Origin of the sequence: Pseudomonas izuensis (assembly GCF_002356535.2) — a bacterium.
Lineage (GTDB): Bacteria > Pseudomonadota > Gammaproteobacteria > Pseudomonadales > Pseudomonadaceae > Aquipseudomonas > Aquipseudomonas izuensis.
The window spans coordinates 6,379,213-6,405,024 of sequence record NZ_AP017423.2 but is presented as its reverse complement, the minus strand read 5'-3'; the positions used below and the strand labels follow the sequence as shown (position 1 = coordinate 6,405,024).

Below are 25,812 nucleotides of genomic sequence, written 5' to 3'. Positions count from 1 at the left end.
GGAATGGCTCTGCGCATTCACAAGACGTTCGGCGACCGCCCCCGTAGGAGCGAGCTCGCTCGCGATGAACCCGAGATCGCCGCGGGGCAGCAGGTTCCCCGCGTTATCGTTGACGACCATCGCGAGCGAGCTCGCTCCTACAGTATTAAAGCCACATGGCATCCCACAGCGGGTAGTCTCCAATCCGAGTCACAAGCCCGGCCCGCAAAGGGTTGGCGATGATGTATCGGGCTGCTGCTTTAAGGTCTTCCTCGCGGCGCAGGGCTCGGTCGAAGTAACCCTTTTGCCATAGCGTTTCGTGGCGACCTCGTTGCTGGTTGATGGCGCGAGCACTTCTGGATTTGGCCGTTTGCATCAGTTTCGGTAAATCACCGTTTTGCAGCTCAATGAGCCAATGAAAGTGATCCGGCATGACAACCCAGGCTATTGAGGTGGCGCTGCCGGCTTCATGAGCTCTTCTGAATTCGTTCACTACCAAGCGTCCAACGTACAAATCATTGAAGATCGGTTGCCGTTCATGGGTGACTGCGGTCAGGAGATAGATGCGACCGGATGCCGAGTGGCGGCCGGTGCGTAAGCGGTGGGCTTTTGGCTTGCTGGACATTCCGTTGTCCTCTTCGGTGATTGGAAGGGAAACGGTAGGCGTGGAGTGGGAGGTTGTCGTTATGACAGTGGGTCAGGATGTGTCGCGAACCCCGTAGGAGCGAGCTCGCTCGCGATGAATTCGAAGACGCCGCGGGGTGTAAGGTTCCCCGCGTCATCGTTGACGACCATCGCGAGCAAGTGTCGACAGGTTGCTCCTGCAGTCAGTGCCCTATCCTGGCATTCGTCAGCAGCCCCCAAAGGCTGAAGGCGATGAAGCTTAGCGCAATGGTCATCAGCAAATTGTCCCCTGCTTGTGCGAGCGCAGCGCTGCTAAGCGCGGCGGTGATGAACATAATGCTATTGCCCGCAGAGGCTGCCGTACCGGCGCTGCTTGAGAACAGCAACATTGCTGCGGAAATAGCGGCAGGTCGCACCAGGGTGACTGCCAGGGCACTGACCAGCATCGGTATGAGCAGGGTGATAGTTGTCATCGCTTCATAATTGATGATCAATGCTAACAACACACCGGCGACACCCAGCAATCCAAGTCCGATGTTGATTTGCAGCGTGAGGGCGATATGTTTCTGCACGGTACTGGCAACTACTCCGCCAAGGAAATAGGCCAACCCATACACCATAAGCACCAGCGCATACTGGTATTCGGATAACTTGAACTCATCCATGAAAATCAGCGGCGTCACGCTGATCAGTGCGAAATAACAAGCAAACACTAACGCGGCAATCCACCAGTAGCGAATGAAGTCTCGATTTCCAGCAATGGATTTCAGCGTGCGTAGAACGGAAACGGGTGTTCTTTGGTGGCTAACTGTTTTGGAGGGCAGTATTACTTGGGCATGGATAAACATGCCGAGCGCCATGAGCGCAAAACCATAAAAACTCCCCTGCCAATCAAACGTGGTCTGCAACCATGATCCCAGTAGCGGCGACAGTGCAACAAAGGAGCCGCTCAGTGTCATGTAGTAAATTCGCACTCGGGCCCGATCCTGTTCATCGAACAAGTCTTCCACCAGTGCATGACCCAGCACGAAGAAACCACACCCGATTGCCTGGATGGCGCGAAATAGCATGAAGCCCGGATAGTCCGTAGCCAGCACGCACCCTATCGAGCCGAGCGTAGAAACAACGATGCAACCAAGAAGAACTTCCTTACGCCCCCACTTATCTGAGAGCGGGCCGGTTATTAATTGAGAAATCGCAAAAACCAACGTGAACAGGCTGGTGGAGAGGGCGATTTCTGCGGTTGAAGTGTTGAACTCCTCGGCCAAGGCAGGAAACGAAGGCAGGAGGATATTCAGCGGGAAAAAACTGATCAACGAGATATTGGTAATGAGGATAAAGCGGGAGGCCCGTTGGCGTTTCAGGTCGCGACTTAGAACTGGGTAAGAGGACTCAGACATTGTTTTTGTTTTCCGGAGTGATCAAGCGTTCATGCTTGAAACCAGAAACCGATATTAGTCTGGGACGTAGGGAATACAATCAAAAGCGCTGTAGGGGGTTTCCCGTTTTGATGCGGGATTATCCCGAAGGAAATAACCCCGTAGGAGCGAGCTCGCTCGCGATGAATTCGAAGACGCCGCGGGGGTCAGGTTCCCCGCGTTATCGTTGACGACCATCGCGAGCAGAGCTCGCTCCTACAAGGGTTTGGGTTGTTAGCTGTTTGGCAACAACCGGCAAGTAATGCTCTTGATATAGCGGGTTTCCGGGATGGCCGGATGCACCGGATGATCCGGCCCCTGGCCGCCACGTTCCAGCATCTGGATGTTGCGGTCCAGGTGGCGGGCGCTGGTCAGCAGGATGTTTTGCAGGTCGTCTTCCGGCAGGTGCATCGAGCAGGAGGCGCTGAACAGGATGCCGTCCTTGGTCAGCAGGCGCATGGCTTGTTCGTTCAGGCGACGGTAGGCGCCTTCACCGTTTTTCATGTCTTTCTTGCGTTTGATGAACGCCGGAGGGTCGGCCACGATCACGTCGAAACGTTCTTCGCTGGCTTTCAGCTCTTTGAGGGCTTCGAACACGTCGCCTTCGATGCAGGTCATCTTCTCGGCAAAACCGTTCAGCGCGGCGTTGCGCTCGACGCCGTCGAGGGCGAAGGCCGAGGCATCGACGCAGAACACTTCGCTGGCACCGAACGCCGCCGCTTGCACGCCCCAGCCGCCGATGTAGCTGTACAGGTCCAGAACGCGTTTGCCCTTGGCATAGGGTGCCAGGCGAGCACGGTTCATGCGGTGGTCGTAGAACCAGCCGGTTTTCTGGCCCTGGATGACCGGTGCTTCGAATTTCACGCCGTTCTCTTCCAGCGCCACCCACTCCGGCACCAGGCCGAACACGGTTTCGACGTAGCGGTTGAGGCCTTCGGCATCACGGGCCGCGGAGTCGTTCTTGAACAGAATGCCGCTTGGCTTGAGCACTTGGGTCAGCGCCGCGATCACGTCGTCCTTATGGGCTTCCATGGTCGCCGAGGCGATCTGCACCACCAGGATGTCGCCGAAACGGTCAACCACCAGGCCTGGCAACAGGTCGGAGTCGCCGTAGACCAGGCGGTAGAACGGTTTGTCGAACAAACGATCTCGCAGCGACAGGGCCACGTTCAGGCGATGCACCAGCAGCGACTTGTCCAGCGGCAACTTGATGTCGCGCGACAGCACACGGGCGCAGATCAGGTTGTTCGGGCTCATGGCAACGATGCCCAACGGCTTGCCGCCGGCGGCTTCGAGGATCGCCTGATCGCCGGCCTTGAAACCGTGCAAAGGGGTCGCCGCTACATCGATTTCGTTGCTATAGACCCACAAGTGACCGTTGCGCAGACGGCGGTCGGCGTTGGCTTTGAGGCGCAGGCTAGGCAGGGACATGACGTCGCTCCGGAAAAAAGAGCGGGAGTATAGCGTGTTGAGGATCGAGACGGGGTCGATGGGCGATGAAACGCTGATGGCCCTTTCGCGAGCAGGCTCGCTCCCACATTTGATCTGCAGCGTACACAAATCCCCTGTGGGAGCGAGCCTGCTCGCGAAAGCGGTTTCAAATGGATGAAAGTTCCCGCGATGTGTTCACTGGTATGTCGGATCCAACTTTAAGAAGCTAGAATCTGCGCCTGACCCAGAGTGTGTACCTATGTCCCAAGAGTTGACTCCCGAACAGATCCAGCAATCCCTGCAAGGCATCAGTGTGCCTGCCCAACCGCAGATCATGGTGGATCTGCAGATGGAGCAGTACATGCCCGACCCGGATCTGGATGTGATCGCGAAGCTGATTTCCCAGGACCCTGGCCTCTCCGGTTCCTTGCTGAAAATCGTCAATTCGCCGTATTACGGCTTGACCACCAAGATCGCCTCGATCCAGCGCGCGGTGAATCTGCTGGGCAGCCGTTCGATCATCAACCTGATCAACGCGCAGTCGATCAAGGGTGAGATGAACGACGAAACCATCGTCACCCTGAATCGCTTCTGGGACACCGCACAGGACGTTGCAATGACCTGCCTGACCGTGGCGCAGCGCATCGGGGCCCAGGCCGGCGACGAGGCTTACGCCCTGGGGCTGTTCCACGATTGTGGCGTGCCGCTGATGCTCCAGCGATTCCCCGACTACATGACAGTGCTGGAGCAGGCCTATGCCAACGCCGGCCCCGACTGCCGGGTGGTAGACACCGAGAATCAGGCGTTCAACACCAATCACGCCGTGGTCGGCTATTACACGGCCAAGTCCTGGCGCCTGCCGGACCACGTCACGGCGGCGATTGCCAATCACCACAATGCCCTGGCGATCTTCAGCGATGAGTCGTCGCGCAACAGCTCGCTGAAGAACCTGTTGGCGATCCTGAAGATGGCCGAGCACATTTGTGCGTCTTACCGGGTGCTGGGCAACCAGGCCGAAGACCATGAATGGAACAGCATCGGGCATCTGGTGCTCGATTACGTCGGCCTCTCGGATTACGATTTCGAAACCCTCAAGCAAACGATTCGCGACCTCCATGCCTGAACTGCCAGAAGTCGAAACCACCCGCCGCGGCATTGCCCCGCACCTGGAAGGCCAGCGCGTCAGCCGGGTGATCGTGCGTGATCGTCGCCTGCGCTGGCCGATTCCCGAGGATCTCGATGTGCGCCTGTCCGGCCAGCGCATCGTGCTGGTGGAGCGGCGTGCCAAGTACCTGCTGATCAATGCTGAAGTCGGCACCTTGATCAGCCACTTGGGCATGTCGGGGAATTTGCGTCTGGTGGAAGCCGGCCTGCCCGCCGCCAAGCATGAACATGTGGATATCGAACTGGAGTCGGGCCTGGCCTTGCGCTACACCGACCCTCGCCGGTTTGGCGCGATGCTCTGGAGCCTCGATCCGCTCAACCACGAATTGTTGATTCGCCTGGGGCCGGAACCGCTGACCGACCTGTTTGACGGCGACCGCTTGTTCCAGCTGTCCCGCGGGCGTTCGATGGCGGTCAAGCCGTTCATCATGGACAACGCGGTGGTGGTGGGTGTCGGTAACATCTACGCGACCGAAGCATTGTTCGCTGCCGGGATCGACCCGCGCCGCGAAGCCAAAAGCATTTCCCGTGCGCGGTACCTGAAGCTGGCGATCGAGATCAAACGCATTCTGGCTGCCGCCATCGAGCGCGGCGGTACTACGCTGCGTGATTTTATTGGTGGTGACGGCCAGCCGGGCTACTTCCAGCAGGAGCTGTTCGTGTACGGCCGAGGTGCCGAGCACTGCAAGGTCTGCGGCACGCAATTGCGGGAAGTGAAACTCGGGCAGCGCGCCAGCGTCTTTTGCCCGCGTTGCCAGCGCTGAAACGCCCGACTTGCAGGAGCCAGCGGTGTGTGAGGCGACTCGATGCTGTATGTGCCGACCTCTTCGCTGGCAAGCCAGCTCCTACAGGGTTTTGCCGTGCAGGCGGTCTATAGTCAGTGCATGACTGTCTAGCCGAAGGACCGTGCCATGAATCCGTTTCGAACCCTTGTCGCTGCCTTGTTGCTGAGCGTCGGCACCTCAGCCGTCGCCAGCAGTGGCAGCGGTGATCCGCTTTACACCATTCAAAATCCACCTGCCTACGCGATGATGGGCGATCTGCTGATTGCTCGGCCTTTGCTGGTGGTGGCGACGGTGATCGGTGCAGGGGTGTTCGTGGTGTCGTTGCCCTTTACCGCGCTGGGCGGTGGGGTGGGCGATGCGGGGCAAGCCTTGGTGGTCGACCCGGCGAAAGCGGCGTTCGTGCGGTGTCTGGGGTGTATCGGGGAGGGGTTTGAGCAGCGCGAGTGAGTCTGTTGCATCTTCGGTGTGGCTGATGACGCTTTCGCGAGCAGGCTCGCTCCCACATTTCGATTTGTCATGTTAATCAAAATGTGGGCACACCCTGGATCTACTGTGGGAGCGAGCCTGCTCGCGAAGGCGTAGGTACAGGCAACACCAGCCTCAAGCCTTACCGGTAATCTTCCGGTACTTCTCCATCAACTGCTCTTCAGTCTCCGGATGGGCCTCGTCCAATGGAATGCAATCCACCGGGCAGACCTGTTGGCACTGCGGTTCGTCGTAGTGGCCCACGCACTGCGTGCACAGGTTCGGGTCGATCACGTAGATCTCTTCGCCTTGGGAAATGGCGGCGTTCGGGCACTCGGGTTCGCAGACGTCGCAGTTGATGCAATCGTCGGTGATGATCAGGGACATGCTAACTCCAGCCGGGGCGGCGGGCCCGGGCGCAATATATCAATGCGCTTAATTGTGCCGCATTGGCGCCTGTACTGCACGCACGTGCGACGTACTGTAGGAGCCAGCCTGCTGGCGATGAACCCGAAAACGCGGCGGGGTGTCAGGTTTCCCGCGTTATCGTTGACGTACATCGCGAGCAGGCTCGCTCCTACAGTTTGCGGGGATTATTTCTTGAAGCGTTCGGTCAGTGCATCCGCTACCACAGGGTGTACGAACTTGGTGATATCACCGCCCAAGGCTGCAATTTCACGGACCAGCGTCGAGGAAATGAACGAATAGCGCTCGGACGGGGTCAGGAACAGACTTTCCACGTCCGGGGCCAGTTGCCGGTTCATGTTGGCCAGCTGGAATTCGTATTCGAAGTCCGACACCGCGCGCAAACCACGCAGGAACACGTTGGCGTTCTGCTCTTTGGCGAAGTGCGCCAGCAGAGTCGAGAAGCCGACGACTTCAACGTTCGGCAAATGTTTGGTGACCTCACGGGCCAGTGCCACACGCTGTTCCAGAGGAAACAACGGGTTTTTCTTCGGGCTGGCGGCCACGGCAATGATCACGTGATCGAACAGGCGCGAGGCGCGTTCGACCAGATCGCCATGGCCCTTGGTAATAGGGTCGAAGGTACCTGGGTACAACACTCGGTTCATCGCGTCGTCCTGGCGGGAGTGCGTTGGGGAATCGGATGGTATCGCAGCCTTACCGGTCGGCCAAGTCGCCTGTTGGGTAAGAAAGCACTATAGACGATAGGAATATTCGTCATTTTCACGGGTTTTTCAAACGTTCGGCCAAGGAAGTGGCCAGTTGCGCTGTCAGGCCATAGACCGACAATTGCGGGTTTGCGCCAATGCTGGTGGGGAACAGCGAGCCGTCATGTATCGACAGATTGCCCAGTTGATGATGCCGGCCGAGGCTGTCGGTCACGGCATTTTTCGGGTCTTCGCCCATGGCACAACCACCCATCACATGGGCGCTGCCCAACCGCGTGCGGTACAACTCCAGGCTGAGGCTGTCGATCAGCGTGCGCGCTTCGCCCAGGGTTTTTACATACCGTGCATCGGCGTGCATCGGCATGACCGCATTGGCGCCGCCGGCGAACTGGATCTCGGCCATGCTGTGGAACGCCCGGCGCAGCCCTTCCCAGACATAGGCCGAGACCGGGTAATCGAGCACCGGCGTGCCGTCGCCGCGCAACTCGACGCTGCCTCCGGGGCTCTCCGGGTGGAATCCGTCACGCAGCAACGCCAGCATCGCGTGGGTGTGGGGCAGGTTGGCCATGTGCTGCGCATTTTCCGGGCCGAAGCCGCCGAGCAGCGTCGCCGCCAGTGCCGGGTGCAGCGGAGGAACCTCCAGCTTGTAGCCGATTTTGCCGGTGGTGCCGTCCTGCCATTGGAAATGATCGGAATAAATCGACTGCGGCGCCCCGTAGAACGGGTTGATCACCTCGTCGAACAGCCCGGCGGACATGTTCACCACATGCAGAAAGGTCCGTTTGCCCAGGCGTTGGTGCGGATCCGGCGCGTCGGAACGCAATAGCAGCGCCGGGCTGTTGATCCCGCCGCCGGCCAATACGAAATGCCGTGCCTTGACCGTAATGCTGCGACCCGTGGGCTGGACGCAGCGTTCGTCCATCGCCACGCATTGCAGCCCGGTGACCTTGTCACCGCTGATGAGGAGCTTTTCGGCGCGGGCCAGGTAGAGCAACTCACCGCCCTTTTCCAGGGTGGCGGGAATGGTGGTGACCATCATCGATTGCTTGGCATTAGTCGGGCAGCCCATGCCGCAATAGCCGAGGTTCCAGCAACCGCGCACGTTGCGCGGGATCACGTGCCAGCTGTAGTCGAGCTTTTCGCAGCCTTTGCGGATAACGTCGTTGTTGGCGTTGGGCGGTACCCTCCACGGCGCGACGCCCAGGCGCTGCTCCATTTTTTCGAACCACGGTGTCATGTCCGCCGGGCTGTGGCCTTTCACGTTGTGCTCTTTGGCCCAGTGTTCCAGGGTCGGTTCGGGGGTGCGGAAACTGGAGGTCCAGTTGATCAGCGTGGTGCCACCCACGGCCCGTCCCTGGAGGATGGTGATCGCACCGTCCTTGCTCATGCGCCCGATGCCTTCCTGATAGAGGCTGGCGTAGGCCTGGTCTTCAAGCAGCTTGAAGTCGCTGCTGGTCTTGAGCGGGCCTTCTTCGATCAGCAGCACTTTGTAGCCCGCCGCGCTGAGAATTTCAGCGGTGGTCCCGCCGCCGGCGCCACTGCCGATGATCGCTACATCCGCTTCCAGGACCAGATCCTGGGTCAGTCGTGAGCCATCATGGGTTTTCCAGCCACGGGCCATGCCTTCGCGGAACGGGTCGGGTACGGGCATATTCAGGTTCTCTTATTATTTTGAATTGGGTGGTGATGCGGCTGACGCCATCGCGGGCAGCCTCGCTCCCACAGGGTTTGAGTCGTTCACAAAAGGGTGGACTACCTCAATCCTGTGGGAGCAAGGCTTGCCCGCGATGGGCGCGACGCGGTCTCAAACGGCTGGCGGCCCGGGATACCCGCAATGCGCCCACGACTCCTTGCGCCCGTACCAGGCCATCATCACCAGTTGCACCAACGAGCTGTGGCCCATGCGCAGCAGGCTCAGCGAGCTGTTCTGCCAACGAGCGAGAAAGTGCCGGATCTCGTCGCCGCTGGCGTTTTCCCAGCTGCCCCAGATACCGGTGAGCGGTCCACGGGTCACGGCCATGCCCAGCACATCGAATAATTGGCGGGTCAGCTTGAGCATTTCCGGCGACAAGTGGTCGAGGCTGTAATCCAGGCTTTTCAAGGTGCCTTCGACAGCGTCGGACTTGTGCTCAACGGCCACGGCACCGTCGAGCATCACCGGAATCAATGCTCGCAGAAACATCAGGTCGCCACTGCGCAGCGCCGCGAAACCGCTGGCCGGAACGCTCGATGAGCAGCCGCTGAGGCTGGCTCCCAACCCGGCGGTGGCAAGAAAGGCGCTGGCGCCCAGGCTGAACTTGAGCAGGCCGCGCCGTGACAGCGCGGGAGAATCACAAAAGCTTGGGCTCATTATTGTTATTACCCGATGGTATTGAGCGTTAGCGGATGAACAGCTTCTGGATCAGTTTCTGGATGGATTTGCCGTAGGGGGGGTAGATCAGTTTCGCCGCGTTGAAGCGTTGTTTGATCAGCACCCCCTTGGCCTTGCTGAACGTCAGGAAGCCTTCGTGGCCGTGGTAATGGCCCATGCCCGAGGCACCGATGCCGCCGAATGGCATGTCATCCTGGGCGACATGCAGCAACGTGTCGTTGAGGCATACGCCACCGGAATGGGTTTCATGCAGCACGCGGTTCTGCTCGCGCTTGTCATAGCCGAAGTAATACAGCGCCAGTGGGCGAGGGCGCTGGTTGATGTAGGTAAATGCTTGATCCAGCTCCTTGTAGGGCACGATCGGCAGCAGCGGGCCGAAGATTTCGTCCTGCATCACCGTCATGTCATCGTTGACGTTGAGCAGCAAGCTATGCCCCATGCGACGTCCCTGACCCTGTTCGAAGAGCGGGACCAGCAATGCGCCTTTACTGGTGGCGTCGCTGATATAGCCGTTGAGTCGGGCCAGTTGTCGGTCATTGATGATGGCGGTGTAGTCCGGGTTGTCAGCCAGTGTCGGATAAAAGCCGCGCACCGCCTGGCGATAAGCCTCGACGAACGAACCGACACGGTCTTCCGGCACCAGCACATAGTCCGGGGCCACGCAGGTTTGCCCGGCGTTGAGGGTCTTGCCGAAGGCGATGCGTTCGGCGGCATCCTTGAGCGGCACATCACGGGAAACGATAGCCGGGGACTTGCCGCCCAGTTCCAGGGTGACCGGTGTCAGGTTCTCCGCCGCCGCGCGCATCACGTGTTTGCCAATGCTGGTGGCACCTGTGAACAGCAAATGATCGAAACGCAGCCGGGAAAACGCCACGCCGATATCGGCCTCGCCCAGCACCACGCAAACCAGGTCTTCGGGGAAAATTCGTCCCAGCAATTGCTTGAGCAGCAGGCCGGTGGCGGGGGTCGATTCGCTGAGCTTGAGCATCACCCGATTGCCCGCCGACAACGCACCGACCAGTGGCCCCATGGCCAAATACAACGGGTAGTTCCACGGCACGATCACCCCGACCACGCCCAGTGGCTGGTAAACCACTTTTGCCGAGGCCGGCTGGAAGGCCACGCCGACCTTGCGCCGCGATGGGCGCATCCAGTTTTTGAGGTGCCGACTGGCGTAATGGATGCCGTGCAGGCTGGGCATCAGCTCGGCGAGCAGGGTTTCATCGGCGCTGCGGTGGCTGAAATCCTGGCTGATCGCGTCGATCAGGGCCTGACGTTCGCTATTCAATAAATCACGCAACGCCTTGAGCCATTGTTGGCGCTGTGCGGCAGGCGGCATGGGGTTGGCGGCGTAGGCGGCGCGCTGCGCGTCAAACAGGGCCTGGAGTTCTTCCAGAGGAAGCTGCAGATCTTTGAGGTAGGAAATTTCGGCAGTCATGGTCGGCTCCGGATTTATTGTAATGAGGCACTTTCTAGAGTCTATACTCTAGAAAGTCAAATGACATCCAGGCGCAGCTTTGTTTTATCCCTGTCCGGATAGGTCGTAAGATGCCCGTCAACGCACTCTGAATTTAAGCTCAAGCCATGGCCCCAAGGATAAAAACCAGCGAGCGCATCGTGCAGAACAGCCTTGAGCTGTTCAATCAGCAGGGCGAGCGCAGCATCAGCACCAACCACATTGCTGCCCACATGGAGATTTCCCCGGGCAACCTGTACTACCACTTCCCCAACAAGCAGGCGATCATCGCCGTGCTGTTCAGTGAGTACGAAAGCCTGGTGGACAGCTTCCTGCGCCCGCCCCAGGGCCGGGCGGCGACGGTGGAAGACAAGCGCTTCTACCTCAAGGAGTTACTCTCGGCGATGTGGCGTTACCGGTTTTTGCATCGCGACCTCGAGCACTTGCTCGACAGCGATCCGGACCTGGCCGGGCGTTATCGACGTTTTTCCCAGCGATGCCTGATCCAGGGCACGCACATCTACGAAGGCTTCGTCGACGCCGGCATCCTGAAGATGAATCGGGTGCAGATCGAATCCCTGACCCTCAATGCCTGGATCATCCTCACGTCCTGGGTGCGTTTTTTGTGCACCACGCGGGAAAACTCCAGCCACCTCAGTGAGCAGGCGATCAAACGCGGTGTTTATCAGGTGCTGGTGCTGGAAGCCGGGTTTGTCACCGATCAGGCGCGTGAGGCAGTCGACGCGTTGTTCGAGGAGTTTTACGTGCCGCTGGCCCAGGCGCTTGAAGAGTCGGTGAACTAGCCGGCTTGAACTAGCCGCCGTGAATACGCTGCTGTGAAATAGAAAGTGCAGCAGCATCGAAATCCGCCCATCACAGGAGCCCGTTATGCCCATAGCGCAACTGATCAGCCCGCAAGCGTTGGACTTGAAAAAGGAGCAACCGGGGCTGGTGATTCTGGATTGTCGTTTTGCCCTTGAGGATCCGGATTACGGACATCGCAGCTATGCCGAAGGCCACATCGCCGGGTCAAGTTTTGCCGATCTTGAGCGTGATCTCAGCGGGAAAGTGGTCAAGGGGGTGACCGGGCGTCATCCGTTGCCCGAGCCGGCCGACCTGATCGAGCGCCTGCAGGCCTGGGGCATCGACAATGACAGTGAAGTGGTTTTGTACGATAACGGCCCGGGTGCCTACGCGGCGCGGGCCTGGTGGCTGCTGGCGTGGCTGGGCAAGCGTGACGGCGTGTTTATCCTCGATGGCGGGCTCAAGGCCTGGCATGCGGCGGGTTTGCCCCTGAGTCTTGACGCACCAGCGATCAATCGTGGCAGTTTTACCGGAACGCCTGACGCCTCACTGTTGCTCAGTGCCGAAGAATTGCACAAACGCCTCGACAAGCCCGAGTTGACCTTGCTCGACGCCCGCGCCTTGCCGCGCTTCAAGGGTGAAATGGAGCCGATCGACCCGATTGCCGGACATATTCCCGGCGCGCAATGCGCTGCGTTCACCGACAACCTGGGCGCCGATGGGCGTTTCCTGCCGGGCGATCAACTCAAGCAGCGATTCGCCGCGAAACTGGGTGGCCGTTCGCCGAATGATCTGGTGGCGTATTGCGGGTCCGGTGTGACAGCGTGCCATAACCTGTTTGCCCTGTGCCTGGCCGGTTATCCACTGGGTGCGTTGTATGCCGGGTCGTGGAGCGAGTGGATCAATGATCCTGGGCGCGGGATCGCTACCGGCGAGTGAACACTGATCCCCCCTGTGGGAGCGAGCCTGGTCGCGAAGACGGAGTACCAGCCGACTTAAATGTTGACGGACACACCGCTTTCGCGAGCAGGCTCGCTCCCACATTAGATAGGTGTCGTGATCAATTGCCGCGCACTGCGGTACGCCCCCGGCCCCACGCCATATACCTGCTTGAACTGCCGGCTCAGATGGCTCTGGTCGGCAAACCCCAGCTGCGTGGCAACTTCCAGCGGCAAGCATCCTCCCTGCAACAACGCCCGCGCCCGGGCGATGCGCTGTTGCATCAGCCAGGTGTGCGGCGGCATGCCGGTGGCGCGGCGAAATACCCGGGCGAAGTGAAAGGGTGACAGATTCACCGCTGCCGCCAGTTCTTCCAGCGAAGGCGGTTCCGCCAGCTGCGCGTACAGCAGCTCTTTGGCCAGCGTCACCGCCCGGTGTTCCTTGCCCGGTTTGCCGGCATCCGCAACGGCCGCGTGACGCTGCAACAGCGATAGCATCAGCTCGCGCCAGGCCGTCTGCTGTTGCAGGGCCGTGGATGAGCTTTCCAGCAAACGATGCAATTGGCAGAAACCGTTTACCAGGTCCGGGTCGCGGTACAGCGTGGCGCCGAACGCCGGGAGGTTGTGGGTCGGCAGTTCGAGTTCGGCCAGCAACGACAGAATCTGACGACTGTCCGGATAAAACGCCCGATACAACCAACCGTCCTCCGTACCCTTGTGACCGGTGTGCAGTTCGTCCGGATTGATCAGCACCAGCGTGCCGCTGCCCGCCAGATGCTCGGCGCCGCGATAGCGGTAACGCTGGGCACCGGCCATGATCATGCCGATCACGTAGCCGTCATGCACGTGGGGCGCGAAGCGGTGTTCGATGTAGCGCGCCGACAATAACTCGACCCCAGCCAATGGCGCCGTTTGCCAGAAATGGATCGATTCGCCCTGATCAGCCCCCATGACTTACTCGCGGCCCATCGTGGCCAGCCACTGGGGTATGCGCCGTTCCAGGTAGTAACCCGGCTGCCGGACTGAACCGTCGACAAACCCGACATGCCCACCCCTGGCCTGTAATTCGAATTGCGTGCAGGCAGACAACTCATCGGTTTGCGGCAGGCTGTGGGGAAAGACAAAGGGATCGTCGGCTGCCTGAATAATCAGGGTCGGCGTACGAATTTCCCCGAGGAAATAGCGGCTCGACGCGCGACGATAGTAATCCTCTGCATCGACGAAGCCGTTCAGTGGCGCGGTCACCCGGCCATCGAAATCCCAGAACGTGCGCAGGTTTTCCAGCGAGCCCAGCGCTGCCAGTGCCGCCAGGCCATCCTCGCGCCCGTCATGCTGGAATTGGCGTTGCTTGTTCTTGATGTAGGCCAGCATCTCGCGCATGAAGTGGGCCTGATAGACCTTCGAGAAACCCTGGCCGATCCGGTCGGCGCACTGATCCAGGCGAAACGGTACCGATACCGCCACCGCGCCTAGCACGCCGCTGTCGTGACCGCTCTCGCCCAAGTGCTTGAGCAGGACATTGCCCCCCAGGGAATAACCGACCGCGTACAGCGGTGCGAGAGGCCGTTTGGTCCGCAGGTGCTGGATGGTTTCGGCCAGGTCTTCGCTGGCGCCGGAATGGTAGCTGCGCGGCAATAGATTGGGTTCGCCGGAGCAGCCGCGCCAGTTCAACGCAACGCTGGCCCAGCCCCGGTCACCCAATGCTTTCTGCATCCCGGCCACGTAAGGCGAATTCGACGAACCGGTCAGCCCGTGCAGCACCAGCACCAAGGGCGCGTCTGCGCTGTGCGGGCCATGCCAGTCGAGGTCGAGGAAGTCGCCATCCTCGAGCCACAAGCGCTCTCGCTCACGCTGGATATGGATGGTTTTGCGCCACAGCGGTCCCCACAAGGTTTGCAAGTGCGGGTTGCCGAGGCCCAAGGCGGGGATGAAGCGTTCTGACGGATGGGACACGATTGTTCTCGAAGCCGCGGCGCACGCCTGGTTTGAGGCGTGCGCTTTGTTCAGGCCGGTCGATCAGCCGGCGATCTCTGCCATGCGTTGCCACAACGAATAATAGACCCGCCCGGACTTTTGCTCCCGGTGCAGGCGCCAGTTGCCCGGCAGGCCGAGTGTCGACGGCGCGGATTCGCTCTCGGTGTACACCCAGGCATCCTCGGCCAGCCACTGGCGTTCTTCGAGCAGTTTGCAAACGGCGGGCAGCAGGTTCTGGTTGAACGGCGGGTCGAGGAACACCAGGTCGTAAGCCGTTGCTGTCTGGGTTTCCAGATAGCGCAGGGCATCGGCGGTCTGGACTTGGCCGGTGGTGCAGCGCAGCGTGCCCAGGTGTTCCTTGAGGTTGGACACTGCGAGGCTGCTGGCATCCAGCGCCTGGCCCATGGCTGCGCCACGGGACAAGGCTTCAAGAAACAGCGCGCCGCTGCCGGTGAACGGGTCGAGTACCTTGGCGCCTGGAACGTACGGCGCGAGCCAGTTGAACAGGGTTTCACGCACCCGGTCCGGCGTCGGGCGCAGGCCCGGGGCATCGGGGAAGCTCAGCTTGCGGCTGCGCCATTCGCCACCGATGATGCGCAGCTGGTTGACGCCGTTGTGCACGGGCTTTTTGGATTTCGATTGAGTGGCCATTAATGCTCCGGAACCCCGAGCGGTTGCTCGGCAGGTTTATCAGTAGGGGCCGGTAACGGCTTTTGCGGCACGGTCGGGCCAGCGCTGACGATGACCATTTTATCCGTGCTCAGGTGTTTGTTCAGTGCGGCCCTGACTTGCTCCACGGTCAGGTCCTGGGACTGTTGCATGAAGTCTTCCAGATGACTCAACGGCAGGTTGTAGAAGCCGATTGCACCCAACTGGCCGACGATGTCGGCATTGCTGGCGGTGGACAGCGGAAAGCTGCCGGCCAGTTCGCGCTTGGCGTCGTCGAGTTCTTTTTCGGTCGGCCCGGTCTTGAGGTAGTCGGCGAGGACGTCCTGCACCAGCTTCAGGGTGCCTTCGCTCATTTCGGCGCGGGTCTGCAGGTTGATCATGAACGGACCGCGCGCCTGCATCGGCGTGAAGCCCGAATACACACCATAAGCCAGGCCGCGCTTTTCGCGCACTTCGCTCATCAGTCGCGTGCCGAAGCCGCCACCGCCGAGGATCTGGTTGCCCATGGACAGTGCCGCGTAATCCGGATCATCCCGATCGATACCCAGTTGCGCGAGCATCAGGTTGGTCTGTTTGGACGGGAACTCGATGTGGCCGACGCTGGCCTTGGGCTCGGCCGGTTGCGGGATTTTCGGCAGCGCCGGGCCTTTCGGCAGGGCAATGGATACCTGGGCGGCAATGGCTTCGGCCTCGGTGCGAGACAAATCGCCGACCAGCGCAATGATCACATTACCCGCCGCATAGGCTTTTTCGTGGAACCTGCGCAGCTGCGCCAGGGTGACGGCCGGAACGGTTTTCGCCGTGCCGTCGCTGGCATGGGCGTACGGATGATCGCCATACAAGCGGTTCATCAACTCAAGGCTGGCCAGTTTGCCGGGGTTCTGTTTCTGGTATTCAAAGCCGGCGAGCATCTGGTTTTTGATGCGGGTAAAGGAGTCGGCGGGGAAGGTCGGTTTACCGACGACTTCGGCGAACAGCTTCAAGGCCGGTTCACGCTTGTCCACGGCGCTGAGGCTGCGCAGCGACGCGACGGCCATGTCCTTGTAGGCACCGTTGCCGAAATCGGCGCCCAGGCCTTCGAAGCCCTGGGCAATGGCGCTGACATCCTTGCCGGCCACGCCTTCGTTCAGCATGGCGTTGGTCAGCAATGCCAGGCCAGGGGCGTCGCCATCCTGGCTGCTGCCGGCGGCAAAGATCAGGCGCATGTCGAACATGGGCAGTTCGCGGGCTTCGACGAACAGCACCTTGGCGCCTTCGGCGGTGTTCCAGGTTTGCACGTCGAGTTTGCGGTGACTCGGTGACTTGCCGTTGAGTTCTGTCAACGATTGCAGCTTCTGGCTGGCCTTGGCCTTGTCCAGTGCTTCGCTGGCACTGGACTCGCCGGTCCTGGAAAAATAGAAGGCGGCAGACCCGATCAGGGCCACAGCGAGCAGGCTGACCAGGGCCAGCCGAGGTTTCTTGGATTCACTCATGAGTCGTCTCCTCCGGCAGTACATGGGCGACGCTGAGACGTTCGCGGGTGAAATACAGCTTGGCGGCTTTCTGGATATCTTCCGGTGTCACGCTTTCCAGTTCGGCGAGTTCGGTGTCCATCAGCTTCCAGGACAGGCCGACCGTCTCCAATTGGCCGATCGCGGTGGCCTGGCTGGTGATCGAGTCGCGCTCGTAAACCAGCCCGGCGATGACCTGCGCGCGCACGCGTTCCAGTTCTTCAGCGGACGGCGCGGTGGTTTTCAGTTGTTCGAGCAGTTTCCACAAACCGGCTTCGGCCTGGGCGATGGTCTTTTTCTTCTGGCTGTTGGGCGTTGCCGACAGGGAGAACAGGCTGTCGCCCCGGGTGTAGGCGTCGTAACTCGACGAACCGCCGGACACCAGTTCTTCGCCACGCTCCAGTTGAGTCGGGATGCGCGCGCTGTAGCCACCGTCGAGCAGGGCGGAAATCAGGCGCAAGGCATTCACCGAGCGTTTGTCTTCGGTCGTGGCGATGCTCGGCACGTTGAACGCCAGCATCAGGCTGGGCAATTGGGTCTTCACGTGCAGGGTGATCTGCCGCTCGCCGGGCTCGGCCAGTTCCAGCGGAATCTTCGCCGGCGGAACGTCGCGCCTGGCGATCGGCCCGAAGTAACGCTGGGCCAGGGTTTTGACTTCTTCCGGGGTCACGTCACCGACCACCACCAGCGTGGCGTTGTTCGGCACGTACCAGGACTGATACCAGTGGCGCAGCTCTTCGACCTTCATGCGGTCCAGATCCGCCATCCAGCCGATGGTGGGCGTGTGGTAGCCGCTGGCCGGGTAAGCCATGGCCTTGAAACGCTCGTAAGCCTTGGACATCGGCTTGTCGTCGGTACGCAGCCGACGTTCTTCCTTGATGACTTCGATCTCGCGGGCGAACTCGTCGGCCGGCAGGCGCAGGCTGGCCATGCGGTCGGCTTCAAGCTCGAAGGCCACGCCCAGGCGGTCGCGGGCCAGTACCTGGTAATAGGCGGTGAAATCGTCGCTGGTGAAAGCGTTTTCTTCGGCGCCAAGGTCGCGCAGGATCAGCGAGGCTTCGCCAGGGCCGACTTTCTCGCTGCCCTTGAACATCATGTGTTCCAGGGCGTGGGACAAACCGGTCTGCCCAGGGGTTTCGTAGCTGGAGCCGACCTTGTACCAGACCTGGGAAACCACCACCGGAGCGCGATGATCTTCGCGCACGACGATCTTCAAACCATTGTCGAGGGTGAATTCGTGGGTGGGTTGTGGATCGGCAGCCAAAGCTGAGAGGGGCAGACAAACTGTGCTGAGCAGCAGGCCTGCGGCGCGGCGGGCTAGAGCATTCATTCGTTTTTAAACCTGTTGGGCTGCCCGCTTGGTCTTAGCCTAGGCGGGCGAGGAGGTGCTAGGATACTGATCCGTTTTACTGGCGGCCACGCCTATCAGGCCTTTGTGTTTGATCAGGTTGTATGGGTTTTCGGCAGAAGACTGGGTTTTGTCAACTAAACTCTGCTTTTTCACCGATTTTGCCGCTTTAGTCCTTCGTGAAATCGTTTCCGTGAGGTGCCGTTCGCACCTCGACAAAATGTTGCGCGTGAACAAGCTGGGTCAATCGCAGTCTGTTCTGCATCGAATATTTATTTGCCGGGGCGCCCGTTGGCGCGTCGCTACCGTGAGATAGCCGTCCCCCATGTTTGGTTCCAACGACGACAAGAAGACCCCAGCTGCGGCTGGCGAGAAAAAAAGCCTGTTCGGATGGCTGCGCAAAAAACCGCAGGAACCCGCCGTCGAACAGCCACAACCACTTCCTGAGCCTACACCTGCGCCGGTAATAGACGCCGAGCCTGCGCCGGCAGTATTGCCGATCGCCGACCCGGTGCTGCAACCGGTGGTGGAAGTCGAACCTGAAATCGTGGCCGAGCAGCCTCTGCCTCCAGTCGCCAAGCCGTGGCTGACCTTGCCTGTGGCGGAAGAGCCGGTGGCACTGGTCGTGGACGACTTGGCGCCGCACGTTACACCGTCGATTCCAGCAGCCTCCACGTTTACACCTGAGCCGGTTCAGGCTCCGGTGGTTGAGCCGGTTGTGGCGCCCGTGGTTGTCGCCGAGCCTGCGCCCGTCGCGCCCGTCGCGCCCGTCGCGCCCGTCGCGCCAGAGCCTGTGATTCCTGCATTCGTTGCTCCGGCCGCACCGGTTGTTCAGGCACCGGCACCGATTGTCGCTGCGCCCATTGTTGTCCCCGCAGAAACCCCGGTGGAGCCACCACGGACCGAAGAAACCAAAGCCGGGTTCTTCGCCCGTCTCAAGCAAGGCCTGTCCAAGACCAGCGCGAGCATCGGCGAAGGCATGGCCAGCCTGTTCCTGGGCAAGAAAGCCATCGATGACGAGTTGCTCGACGATCTCGAAACCCGTCTGCTGACCGCTGACGTCGGTGTGGAAGCCACCTCGGTGATCATCCAGCGCCTGACCCAGAAGGTCGCGCGTAAAGAGCTGGCCGATTCCGATGCGCTGTACAAATCCTTGCAGGGCGAGCTGTCGGCAATGCTCAAGCCCGTCGAGCAACCGCTGAAAATCACCTCGCAGAACAAGCCGTTCGTGATTCTCGTCGTCGGTGTCAACGGTGCCGGCAAGACCACCACCATCGGCAAGCTGGCGAAGAAGCTGCAGCTGGAAGGCAAGAAAGTCATGCTTGCTGCTGGCGATACTTTCCGTGCCGCGGCGGTCGAGCAATTGCAGGTCTGGGGTGAGCGCAACAAGATTCCGGTCATCGCCCAGCACACCGGCGCCGACTCCGCTTCGGTGATTTTCGACGCCGTGCAGGCCGCCAAGGCCCGTGGCATTGATGTGTTGATCGCCGACACCGCCGGTCGCCTGCACACCAAAGACAACCTGATGGAAGAACTGAAGAAGGTTCGCCGGGTGATCGGCAAGCTCGACGCAGACGCGCCTCACGAAGTGCTGCTGGTGCTCGACGCCGGTACCGGCCAGAACGCCATCAACCAGGCCAAGCAGTTCAACCAGACCGTCGCATTGACCGGCCTGGCGCTGACCAAGCTCGATGGCACCGCCAAGGGCGGGGTGATTTTTGCCCTGGCCAAGCAGTTTGGCCTGCCGATTCGTTATATCGGCGTCGGTGAAGGCATCGACGATTTGCGCACCTTTGAAGCTGAACCCTTTGTCCAGGCACTGTTTGCCGAGCGGGAGCGTTCATGATTCGTTTCGAACAGGTCGGTAAACGCTACCCGAACGGTCACGTCGGCTTGCATGAGCTGAGCTTTCGAGTCCGTCGTGGCGAGTTTCTGTTTGTCACCGGCCATTCCGGCGCCGGTAAAAGCACCTTGTTGCGGTTGTTGCTGGCCATGGAGCGTCCGACCAGCGGCAAGCTGCTGCTGGCCGGGCAGGACCTGAGCACCATCAGCAACGCGCAGATACCGTTTCTGCGCCGACAGATCGGCGTGGTGTTCCAGAACCACCAATTGCTGTTCGATCGCACCGTATTCAACAACGTCGCGTTGCCGTTGCAGATTCTTGGGCTGTCCAAGGCCGAGGTCGCCAAGCGTGTGGATTCGGCCCTGGAGCGCGTGGCGCTGTCGGACAAGACCGATTTGTATCCCGGCGACTTGTCCACCGGTCAGCAACAGCGCGTCGGCATCGCCCGTGCCATCGTTCACCGCCCGGCCTTGCTGCTCGCGGACGAACCGACCGGTAACCTCGACCCGCGCCTGGCGGCGGAAATCATGGGTGTGTTCGAAGACATCAACCGCCTGGGCACCAGCGTGCTGATCGCCAGTCACGACCTGGCCCTGATCGCGCGCATGCGTCACCGCATGCTGACCTTGCAGCGCGGTCGATTGATCGGCGATGGGGAGGCCGGCGTATGAGTGCAACACGTAGTCCCAAGGTTTCCGAGCGTGTGGCGCCGAAAGCCGCCGACCCGCAGCCGCAGAAGAAAAAACACGACGATGACGATGGGCCGGACTTTGCCACGTTGTTTCGTGCATGGATCGAAAGTCATCGCGCCAGTCTGCTGGACAGTCTGCGTCGACTGGGCAAGCAACCCATCGGCAGCTTTTTCACCTGCCTGGTGATGGCGGTGGCCCTGAGTTTGCCTATGGGGCTGTCACTTTTGCTAAGTAACGTGGAACGTCTGGGCGGATCGTGGCAACGCGCGGCGCAGATTTCCCTGTACCTGCAACTCGAAGCCAGCCCGGCTGATGGCGAGACGCTGCGCGAGCAGATCAAGGGCATGCCCGGCGTGGCCGATGCCGAGTACGTCGGTCGGGACCGGGCGCTGGAAGAGTTCCAGCAACAATCCGGCCTGGGTGAAGCGCTCAAGGAGCTGCCGGAGAACCCGCTGCCCGGCGTGGTGCTGGTGACCCCAAATGAAGTCGACAAGCCCGCGCTTGAAGCATTAAGACAAAAACTTTCCGAGTTGCCGAAGGTACAACAGGCGCAGCTTGATCTAGTCTGGGTCGAGCGTCTGGCAGCGATCCTCAAGCTGGGTGACCGTTTTGTCTTCGGTCTGACCGTGCTTCTGGTTTCTGCATTACTTTTGGTGATAGGCAATACCATTCGTCTTCATATTGAAAACCGCCGCACAGAGATAGAAGTGATTAAACTCGTCGGTGGCACTGACAGCTATGTGCGCAGGCCCTTCCTTTATATGGGCGCGCTTTATGGCTTTGGTGCGGGGATTTTTTCCTGGGGTGTGCTGGCGTTCGGCCTGAACTGGCTGAACGACGCGGTAGTCGGGCTGGCCGGTTTGTATGGCAGCGATTTTGCGCTGGCCGGTGTCCCGGTAGCCGACGGTCTGTCTCTCTTGCTTGGCGCGGTGCTGTTGGGGTATATCGGTGCTTGGATTGCAGTCGCTCGCCACCTGAGGGAGCTTGCGCCAAAGTAATATCATTTTGCTCGTATTGACCTTTCAGCTTTTTTGGGAACTTGTTTTTCGGTTTCCGGTCAATTTCGGCAGTGCTTAACTGCACGAGTTATGTAAGTCGGAGGTTTTTTCGTATGACCAATTCTTTGCAGCCTGCATATGCTCTGGTCCCGGGTGCGAACCTGGAGGCCTATGTGCACACGGTGAACAGCATTCCTTTGCTGACGCCGGAGCAGGAGCGTGAACTGGCCGAGAGTCTCTATTATGAGCAGGATCTTGAGGCGGCTCGGCAGATGGTGCTCGCCCACCTGCGTTTTGTCGTACATATCGCTCGTAGCTATTCCGGCTACGGGCTGGCTCAGGCTGACCTGATCCAGGAAGGTAACGTTGGCCTGATGAAGGCTGTGAAACGCTTCAACCCGGAAATGGGCGTGCGTCTGGTTTCGTTCGCCGTGCACTGGATCAAGGCTGAAATCCACGAATTCATCCTGCGTAACTGGCGGATCGTGAAAGTCGCGACCACCAAGGCCCAGCGCAAGTTGTTCTTCAACCTGCGCAGCCAGAAGAAGCGTCTGGCCTGGTTGAACAACGAGGAAGTCCACCGCGTGGCGGAAAGCCTTGGCGTAGAGCCGCGGGAAGTCCGCGAGATGGAAAGTCGCCTGACCGGCCACGACATGGCTTTCGATCCTGCTGCAGAAGCTGACGACGACAGTGCTTTCCAGTCGCCGGCCAACTACCTGGAAGACCACCGGTACGACCCGGCCCGTCAACTGGAAGATGCCGACTGGAGCGACAACTCCAACCACAACCTGCATGAAGCGCTGGAAGTGCTGGACGACCGCAGCCGTGACATCCTCTACCAGCGCTGGCTGGCGGAAGAAAAAGCCACGCTGCACGACCTGGCGCAGAAGTACAACGTGTCGGCCGAGCGTATTCGCCAGCTTGAAAAGAGCGCGATGAACAAGCTCAAGTTGTCGATCGCCGCATAAACAGCGAGCAGGCAATAAAAAAACGCCCCGATCATTGATCGGGGCGTTTTTGTTTGTGCGCATTTCTGTGTCGGCTGAGAACCTGTGGGAGCGGGCTTGCCCGCGATGACGTCGTGTCAGTCACCACATTAGTCGCGGATATACCCCTATCGCGGGCAAGCCCGCTCCCACAGGGATATTCGTTTTCCGAAACATTCGTGATCGTCTATTGAGACCACGGCGCCCGGCGCGAATCGTTGAGTTCCACCAGATAACTGTCACCACCGAGCTGACTCATCTGCCGCCGTATCCAGCCTGCACGCCGCGCCACGTAAGAGGTCGGATGGCTGGCACTCCACACGCGAGGGTTCGGCAGCACCGCCGCCAGCAAGCTTGCCTGCTGCCGGGACAGGGCGCGGGCGCCTACACCGAAGTGATGCCTGGCCGCCGCTTCCGCGCCAAACACCCCGTCATCCCATTCGGCGCTGTTGAGGTACACCTCAAGAATCCGCTGCTTGGGCCAGAGCACTTCGATCAACCCGGTAAACCAGGCTTCCAGGCCTTTGCGCAGCCAGCTTCGACCCGACCACAGGAACAGGTTTTTCGAAACTTGCTGGCTCAGGGTGCTGGCGCCGCGAATCGTACCGCCGAGTTCGTTGTGGGCCAGGGCGGCCTGAATGGCGCCGAAGTCAAAACCCCAGTGCTCCGGGAATTTTTGATCTTCGCCCGCAATCACCGCGACTTTCAGGTCGTCGGAGATGTCCTCCCACGGCGTCCAGGTGCGTTGCAGGTCGATGGGCTCGCCGTCGAACCAGGATTCGATCTTGCGCTCGACCATCAGCGCCGTCCCCGGCGGTGGCACCACGCGGAAAATCAGCACCAGCAATACGCTGCCGCCCATGAACCAGAGCACGGCCTTCGTGAAACGACGGAAATATAAACGCAGCATAGAGATGGCTTGGCCGAACCCGTTGAGCGAGCCATTATACAGACCCTGTTGATCGAGTCTGACTGGAGTTCTTCATGCTGCGTGGCTTTTTGATGCTGGCCGCTTTTTTCGGCTTCACCGGAGTCGGGCTTGGGGCCTTTGCCGCCCACGGCCTGAAAAACCGTCTGAGTGCCGAGTACCTGGCGATCTTCCACACCGGCGTCACCTATCAACTGGTGCATACCCTCGCACTGCTGGGCGTGGCGCTGCTGGCCACACAGATTCCGGGTCGACTCGTCACCTGGGCCGGCGCCTCCTTTGCCATCGGCATCCTGCTGTTCTCCGGCAGCCTGTATGTGCTTACGCTGACCGGTGTCAGCAAGCTTGGCATCGTCACCCCGTTCGGCGGCCTGGCCTTTCTCGCGGGCTGGCTCTGCCTGGGCCTCGCCGCCTGGCGTTTGCCATTGACCGCTTGACGCTTATTGCTGACCTTTAGGTCACGATCGGGCTAGAATGCCAGCCCCAAAAAATGATGGCGGCATCCGGCATGCGCATTCAGTTGAACGGCGAATCCTTTGAACTGCCCGACGGTGAAACCGTTGCGGCCCTGTTGACCCGTCTGGACCTGACCGGACGCCGTGTGGCAGTCGAACTCAATCTGGATATCGTCCCGCGCAGTCAGCATGCCGATACCACGCTCAATGACGGCGATAACGTCGAAGTGGTGCACGCCATCGGCGGCGGCTAGTCGCCTCGGCCGAGTGGCCACAGAATTCTGCAAGAACCTCACCCCTACAGAGGATTTCCCATGAGCATCGTTCGTAGCGACAAGCCCTTCGTCCTGGCCGGTCGTACTTACCAGTCGCGTTTGCTGGTCGGTACCGGCAAATACCGCGACATGGAAGAAACCCGCCTGGCCATCGAAGCCTCGGGTGCCGAAATTGTCACGTTTGCCGTGCGCCGCACCAACCTCGGCCAGAACCAGGGCGAACCGAACCTGCTGGATTTCCTCTCGCCGGATCGCTACACCTTCCTGCCGAACACCGCCGGTTGCTACGACGCCGTTGAAGCCGTGCGCACCTGCCGCCTGGCCCGTGAGCTGCTCGACGGCCACAATCTGGTGAAGCTGGAAGTGCTGGCGGATCAGAAAACCCTGTTCCCCAACGTGATCGAAACCCTCAAGGCCGCCGAATCGCTGGTCAAGGAAGGCTTCGACGTGATGGTCTACACCAGTGATGACCCGATCATCGCCCGGCAACTGGCGGAAATCGGCTGCATCGCGGTGATGCCGCTGGCCGGATTGATCGGCTCGGGCCTGGGGATCTGCAACCCGTACAACCTGCAGATCATCCTCGAAGAAGCGAAAATCCCGGTGCTGGTGGATGCCGGTGTCGGTACTGCTTCCGATGCCACCATTTCCATGGAGCTGGGCTGTGACGCGGTGCTGATGAACTCGGCCATCGCCCACGCCCAGCAGCCGATCATGATGGCCGAAGCCATGAAGCACGCCATCGTTGCCGGTCGCCTGGCCTACCTCGCCGGCCGCATGCCGAAAAAACTCTATGCCAGCGCCTCTTCGCCGCTGGATGGTCTGATCAAGTAAGAGCCATTGATGACTGAATCGAAAGACACGCCAATCCAGACGGAAGAAGGCGACGAGCGCCAACACCGCCGCATCAAGAGTTTCGTGATGCGTGCCGGGCGCATGACCGAAGGCCAACAACGTGGCCTGGAGCAGGGCGCACCGCTGTTCGTGCTGCCCCTGGCCGACGCACCGGTGGACTTTGACCAGGTGTTCGGTCGCTCGGCACCGCGCTCGCTGGAGATCGGTTTCGGCATGGGCCATTCGTTGCTGGAAATGGCCGCAGCCTCGCCGGAGCAGGATTTCATCGGCGTGGAAGTGCACCGTCCGGGTGTCGGTGCGTTGCTCAATGGCGTGCTGACCCAGGGCCTGACCAACCTGCGGGTCTACGATTGCGATGCGATCGAAGTGCTCAACCGCTGCGTGGCCGATAACAGCCTCGACCGCCTGATGCTGTTTTTCCCGGACCCGTGGCACAAGAGCCGTCACCACAAGCGCCGGATCGTTCAGGCGTCCTTCGCTGAACTGGTGCGCAGCAAGTTGAAAGTCGGCGGCGTTCTGCACATGGCCACCGACTGGGAACCGTACGCCGAATACATGCTGGAAGTGATGAACGTCGCACCGGGTTACCGCAACCTGGCCGAAGACGGCAAGTGCGTGCCACGCCCGGCCGAGCGTCCGATCACCAAGTTCGAACGCCGTGGCGAACGGCTTGGGCATGGGGTTTGGGATTTGAAGTTCGAGAAGCAGTCCTAAGCTCTACGCTACAAACC

At 60.4% G+C, this 25,812-nt stretch carries 27 protein-coding genes; 13 read left to right on the top strand and 14 right to left on the bottom strand.

Features of this window, described 5'->3' with window-relative positions:
* Positions 1–145: 145 nt before the first annotated feature.
* From LAB08_RS28720 to LAB08_RS28710, 3 genes are all read right to left on the bottom strand, one after another.
* Positions 146–604: an REP-associated tyrosine transposase gene (locus LAB08_RS28720; protein WP_096514376.1), complete on the bottom strand. Its 459-nt coding sequence runs from the start codon at positions 602–604 to the stop codon at positions 146–148.
* Between the two features lie 202 nt (positions 605–806).
* Positions 807–2,003 carry an MFS transporter gene (locus LAB08_RS28715; RefSeq protein WP_096514377.1) on the bottom strand — a complete coding sequence of 399 codons (1,197 nt, stop codon included), beginning with the start codon at positions 2,001–2,003 and terminating at the stop codon, positions 807–809.
* Positions 2,004–2,255: 252 nt separating this feature from the next.
* Complete coding sequence (locus tag LAB08_RS28710; RefSeq protein ID WP_096514378.1) at positions 2,256–3,452, bottom strand: class I SAM-dependent rRNA methyltransferase; 1,197 nt, start codon at positions 3,450–3,452, stop codon at positions 2,256–2,258.
* A gap of 313 nt (positions 3,453–3,765) precedes the next feature.
* Between LAB08_RS28710 and LAB08_RS28705 the strand changes: the two genes are divergently transcribed.
* The 3 genes from LAB08_RS28705 to LAB08_RS28695 all read left to right on the top strand — a co-directional run bounded on the left by LAB08_RS28705 (position 3,766) and on the right by LAB08_RS28695 (position 5,848).
* A complete protein-coding gene (locus LAB08_RS28705) occupies positions 3,766–4,575 on the top strand; it encodes an HDOD domain-containing protein (protein ID WP_172901698.1) in 810 nt (269 codons plus the stop codon).
* Complete coding sequence (gene mutM / locus LAB08_RS28700; RefSeq protein ID WP_096514380.1) at positions 4,568–5,380, top strand: bifunctional DNA-formamidopyrimidine glycosylase/DNA-(apurinic or apyrimidinic site) lyase; 813 nt, start codon at positions 4,568–4,570, stop codon at positions 5,378–5,380. The genes LAB08_RS28705 and mutM overlap by 8 nt, the downstream gene beginning before the upstream one ends.
* A gap of 147 nt (positions 5,381–5,527) precedes the next feature.
* On the top strand, positions 5,528–5,848 hold the full coding sequence (locus LAB08_RS28695) for a multidrug transporter (RefSeq protein WP_096514381.1): 321 nt from the start codon (positions 5,528–5,530) through the stop codon (positions 5,846–5,848).
* Between the two features lie 153 nt (positions 5,849–6,001).
* Here the strand turns inward: LAB08_RS28695 and LAB08_RS28690 are convergent, their stop codons facing one another.
* The 5 genes from LAB08_RS28690 to LAB08_RS28670 all read right to left on the bottom strand — a co-directional run bounded on the left by LAB08_RS28690 (position 6,002) and on the right by LAB08_RS28670 (position 10,808).
* A complete protein-coding gene (locus LAB08_RS28690) occupies positions 6,002–6,253 on the bottom strand; it encodes a YfhL family 4Fe-4S dicluster ferredoxin (RefSeq protein ID WP_003195146.1) in 252 nt (83 codons plus the stop codon).
* Positions 6,254–6,459: 206 nt separating this feature from the next.
* Positions 6,460–6,939, bottom strand: a complete 480-nt coding sequence (coaD, locus tag LAB08_RS28685) for a pantetheine-phosphate adenylyltransferase (protein WP_096514383.1) — start codon at positions 6,937–6,939, stop codon at positions 6,460–6,462.
* Between the two features lie 115 nt (positions 6,940–7,054).
* Complete coding sequence (locus LAB08_RS28680; protein ID WP_096514384.1) at positions 7,055–8,650, bottom strand: GMC family oxidoreductase; 1,596 nt, start codon at positions 8,648–8,650, stop codon at positions 7,055–7,057.
* Between the two features lie 153 nt (positions 8,651–8,803).
* Positions 8,804–9,349 (bottom strand): twin-arginine translocation pathway signal protein, encoded by a 546-nt coding sequence (locus tag LAB08_RS28675; RefSeq protein ID WP_096514385.1) that lies wholly within the window; start codon positions 9,347–9,349, stop codon positions 8,804–8,806.
* A 28-nt stretch (positions 9,350–9,377) separates the two neighbouring features.
* The gene (locus tag LAB08_RS28670) at positions 9,378–10,808 is read right to left on the bottom strand and encodes a coniferyl aldehyde dehydrogenase (protein WP_096514386.1); all 1,431 of its coding nucleotides are present in this window, start codon (positions 10,806–10,808) and stop codon (positions 9,378–9,380) included.
* Positions 10,809–10,954: 146 nt separating this feature from the next.
* On the opposite strand from LAB08_RS28670, the gene LAB08_RS28665 reads away from it, so the two are divergent.
* Together LAB08_RS28665 and LAB08_RS28660 are read left to right on the top strand one after the other, a co-directional pair.
* Positions 10,955–11,629: a TetR/AcrR family transcriptional regulator gene (locus LAB08_RS28665; protein WP_096514387.1), complete on the top strand. Its 675-nt coding sequence runs from the start codon at positions 10,955–10,957 to the stop codon at positions 11,627–11,629.
* 85 nt (positions 11,630–11,714) lie between these two features.
* Positions 11,715–12,569 carry a sulfurtransferase gene (locus LAB08_RS28660; protein ID WP_096514388.1) on the top strand — a complete coding sequence of 285 codons (855 nt, stop codon included), beginning with the start codon at positions 11,715–11,717 and terminating at the stop codon, positions 12,567–12,569.
* 104 nt (positions 12,570–12,673) lie between these two features.
* Here the strand turns inward: LAB08_RS28660 and LAB08_RS28655 are convergent, their stop codons facing one another.
* The 5 genes from LAB08_RS28655 to LAB08_RS28635 form a co-directional block, all read right to left on the bottom strand.
* Positions 12,674–13,519, bottom strand: coding sequence for an AraC family transcriptional regulator (locus tag LAB08_RS28655; protein WP_096514389.1), 846 nt, complete (start codon positions 13,517–13,519; stop codon positions 12,674–12,676).
* Positions 13,520–13,522: 3 nt separating this feature from the next.
* Positions 13,523–14,521, bottom strand: coding sequence for a hydrolase (locus LAB08_RS28650; protein ID WP_096514390.1), 999 nt, complete (start codon positions 14,519–14,521; stop codon positions 13,523–13,525).
* Between the two features lie 63 nt (positions 14,522–14,584).
* Complete coding sequence (rsmD, locus tag LAB08_RS28645) at positions 14,585–15,193, bottom strand: 16S rRNA (guanine(966)-N(2))-methyltransferase RsmD (RefSeq protein WP_096514391.1); 609 nt, start codon at positions 15,191–15,193, stop codon at positions 14,585–14,587.
* A complete protein-coding gene (locus tag LAB08_RS28640; RefSeq protein WP_096514392.1) occupies positions 15,193–16,683 on the bottom strand; it encodes a M16 family metallopeptidase in 1,491 nt (496 codons plus the stop codon). The genes rsmD and LAB08_RS28640 overlap by 1 nt, the downstream gene beginning before the upstream one ends.
* Complete coding sequence (locus LAB08_RS28635) at positions 16,676–18,031, bottom strand: M16 family metallopeptidase (protein ID WP_096514393.1); 1,356 nt, start codon at positions 18,029–18,031, stop codon at positions 16,676–16,678. The genes LAB08_RS28640 and LAB08_RS28635 overlap by 8 nt, the downstream gene beginning before the upstream one ends.
* A 343-nt stretch (positions 18,032–18,374) precedes the next feature.
* Here LAB08_RS28635 and ftsY point away from each other — a divergent pair, with 343 nt between their 5' ends.
* The 4 genes from ftsY (at position 18,375) to rpoH (ending at position 22,550) form a co-directional block, all read left to right on the top strand.
* Positions 18,375–19,895, top strand: coding sequence for a signal recognition particle-docking protein FtsY (ftsY, locus tag LAB08_RS28630; protein WP_096514394.1), 1,521 nt, complete (start codon positions 18,375–18,377; stop codon positions 19,893–19,895).
* The gene (ftsE, locus tag LAB08_RS28625) at positions 19,892–20,563 is read left to right on the top strand and encodes a cell division ATP-binding protein FtsE (protein ID WP_077046069.1); all 672 of its coding nucleotides are present in this window, start codon (positions 19,892–19,894) and stop codon (positions 20,561–20,563) included. The genes ftsY and ftsE overlap by 4 nt, the downstream gene beginning before the upstream one ends.
* Positions 20,560–21,582 carry a permease-like cell division protein FtsX gene (ftsX, locus tag LAB08_RS28620; RefSeq protein WP_096514395.1) on the top strand — a complete coding sequence of 341 codons (1,023 nt, stop codon included), beginning with the start codon at positions 20,560–20,562 and terminating at the stop codon, positions 21,580–21,582. The genes ftsE and ftsX overlap by 4 nt, the downstream gene beginning before the upstream one ends.
* A 113-nt stretch (positions 21,583–21,695) precedes the next feature.
* Complete coding sequence (gene rpoH, locus LAB08_RS28615) at positions 21,696–22,550, top strand: RNA polymerase sigma factor RpoH (protein WP_047534555.1); 855 nt, start codon at positions 21,696–21,698, stop codon at positions 22,548–22,550.
* Positions 22,551–22,755: 205 nt separating this feature from the next.
* Here rpoH and mtgA read toward each other — a convergent pair whose 3' ends face one another.
* Positions 22,756–23,478, bottom strand: coding sequence for a monofunctional biosynthetic peptidoglycan transglycosylase (mtgA, locus tag LAB08_RS28610; RefSeq protein WP_096514396.1), 723 nt, complete (start codon positions 23,476–23,478; stop codon positions 22,756–22,758).
* Positions 23,479–23,552: 74 nt separating this feature from the next.
* On the opposite strand from mtgA, the gene LAB08_RS28605 reads away from it, so the two are divergent.
* The 4 genes from LAB08_RS28605 (at position 23,553) to trmB (ending at position 25,795) form a co-directional block, all read left to right on the top strand.
* Positions 23,553–23,933: a DUF423 domain-containing protein gene (locus LAB08_RS28605; protein ID WP_096514397.1), complete on the top strand. Its 381-nt coding sequence runs from the start codon at positions 23,553–23,555 to the stop codon at positions 23,931–23,933.
* A 71-nt stretch (positions 23,934–24,004) separates the two neighbouring features.
* Positions 24,005–24,205, top strand: a complete 201-nt coding sequence (gene thiS / locus LAB08_RS28600; RefSeq protein WP_007953386.1) for a sulfur carrier protein ThiS — start codon at positions 24,005–24,007, stop codon at positions 24,203–24,205.
* A 60-nt stretch (positions 24,206–24,265) separates the two neighbouring features.
* Positions 24,266–25,060: a thiazole synthase gene (locus LAB08_RS28595; protein ID WP_096514398.1), complete on the top strand. Its 795-nt coding sequence runs from the start codon at positions 24,266–24,268 to the stop codon at positions 25,058–25,060.
* Positions 25,061–25,069: 9 nt separating this feature from the next.
* Positions 25,070–25,795, top strand: a complete 726-nt coding sequence (trmB, locus tag LAB08_RS28590) for a tRNA (guanosine(46)-N7)-methyltransferase TrmB (RefSeq protein WP_096514399.1) — start codon at positions 25,070–25,072, stop codon at positions 25,793–25,795.
* Positions 25,796–25,812 lie beyond the last annotated feature (17 nt).

Bases quoted from the DNA above. Each gene is read 5' to 3' on its own strand.
- trmB (WP_096514399.1), top strand. From the start codon at position 25,070: ATGACTGAATCGAAAGACACGCCAATCCAGACGGAAGAAGGCGACGAG.
- LAB08_RS28710 (WP_096514378.1), bottom strand. From the start codon at position 3,452: ATGTCCCTGCCTAGCCTGCGCCTCAAAGCCAACGCCGACCGCCGTCTG.
- rpoH (WP_047534555.1), top strand. From the start codon at position 21,696: ATGACCAATTCTTTGCAGCCTGCATATGCTCTGGTCCCGGGTGCGAAC.
- mutM (WP_096514380.1), top strand. From the start codon at position 4,568: ATGCCTGAACTGCCAGAAGTCGAAACCACCCGCCGCGGCATTGCCCCG.
- ftsX (WP_096514395.1), top strand. From the start codon at position 20,560: ATGAGTGCAACACGTAGTCCCAAGGTTTCCGAGCGTGTGGCGCCGAAA.
- LAB08_RS28640 (WP_096514392.1), bottom strand. From the start codon at position 16,683: ATGAGTGAATCCAAGAAACCTCGGCTGGCCCTGGTCAGCCTGCTCGCT.
- LAB08_RS28595 (WP_096514398.1), top strand. From the start codon at position 24,266: ATGAGCATCGTTCGTAGCGACAAGCCCTTCGTCCTGGCCGGTCGTACT.
- LAB08_RS28720 (WP_096514376.1), bottom strand. From the start codon at position 604: ATGTCCAGCAAGCCAAAAGCCCACCGCTTACGCACCGGCCGCCACTCG.
- LAB08_RS28675 (WP_096514385.1), bottom strand. From the start codon at position 9,349: ATGAGCCCAAGCTTTTGTGATTCTCCCGCGCTGTCACGGCGCGGCCTG.
- thiS (WP_007953386.1), top strand. From the start codon at position 24,005: ATGCGCATTCAGTTGAACGGCGAATCCTTTGAACTGCCCGACGGTGAA.
- rsmD (WP_096514391.1), bottom strand. From the start codon at position 15,193: ATGGCCACTCAATCGAAATCCAAAAAGCCCGTGCACAACGGCGTCAAC.
- coaD (WP_096514383.1), bottom strand. From the start codon at position 6,939: ATGAACCGAGTGTTGTACCCAGGTACCTTCGACCCTATTACCAAGGGC.
- LAB08_RS28670 (WP_096514386.1), bottom strand. From the start codon at position 10,808: ATGACTGCCGAAATTTCCTACCTCAAAGATCTGCAGCTTCCTCTGGAA.
- LAB08_RS28655 (WP_096514389.1), bottom strand. From the start codon at position 13,519: ATGGGGGCTGATCAGGGCGAATCGATCCATTTCTGGCAAACGGCGCCA.
- LAB08_RS28635 (WP_096514393.1), bottom strand. From the start codon at position 18,031: ATGAATGCTCTAGCCCGCCGCGCCGCAGGCCTGCTGCTCAGCACAGTT.
- ftsE (WP_077046069.1), top strand. From the start codon at position 19,892: ATGATTCGTTTCGAACAGGTCGGTAAACGCTACCCGAACGGTCACGTC.
- ftsY (WP_096514394.1), top strand. From the start codon at position 18,375: ATGTTTGGTTCCAACGACGACAAGAAGACCCCAGCTGCGGCTGGCGAG.
- LAB08_RS28715 (WP_096514377.1), bottom strand. From the start codon at position 2,003: ATGTCTGAGTCCTCTTACCCAGTTCTAAGTCGCGACCTGAAACGCCAA.
- LAB08_RS28695 (WP_096514381.1), top strand. From the start codon at position 5,528: ATGAATCCGTTTCGAACCCTTGTCGCTGCCTTGTTGCTGAGCGTCGGC.
- LAB08_RS28605 (WP_096514397.1), top strand. From the start codon at position 23,553: ATGCTGCGTGGCTTTTTGATGCTGGCCGCTTTTTTCGGCTTCACCGGA.
- LAB08_RS28665 (WP_096514387.1), top strand. From the start codon at position 10,955: ATGGCCCCAAGGATAAAAACCAGCGAGCGCATCGTGCAGAACAGCCTT.
- LAB08_RS28690 (WP_003195146.1), bottom strand. From the start codon at position 6,253: ATGTCCCTGATCATCACCGACGATTGCATCAACTGCGACGTCTGCGAA.
- mtgA (WP_096514396.1), bottom strand. From the start codon at position 23,478: ATGCTGCGTTTATATTTCCGTCGTTTCACGAAGGCCGTGCTCTGGTTC.
- LAB08_RS28680 (WP_096514384.1), bottom strand. From the start codon at position 8,650: ATGCCCGTACCCGACCCGTTCCGCGAAGGCATGGCCCGTGGCTGGAAA.
- LAB08_RS28660 (WP_096514388.1), top strand. From the start codon at position 11,715: ATGCCCATAGCGCAACTGATCAGCCCGCAAGCGTTGGACTTGAAAAAG.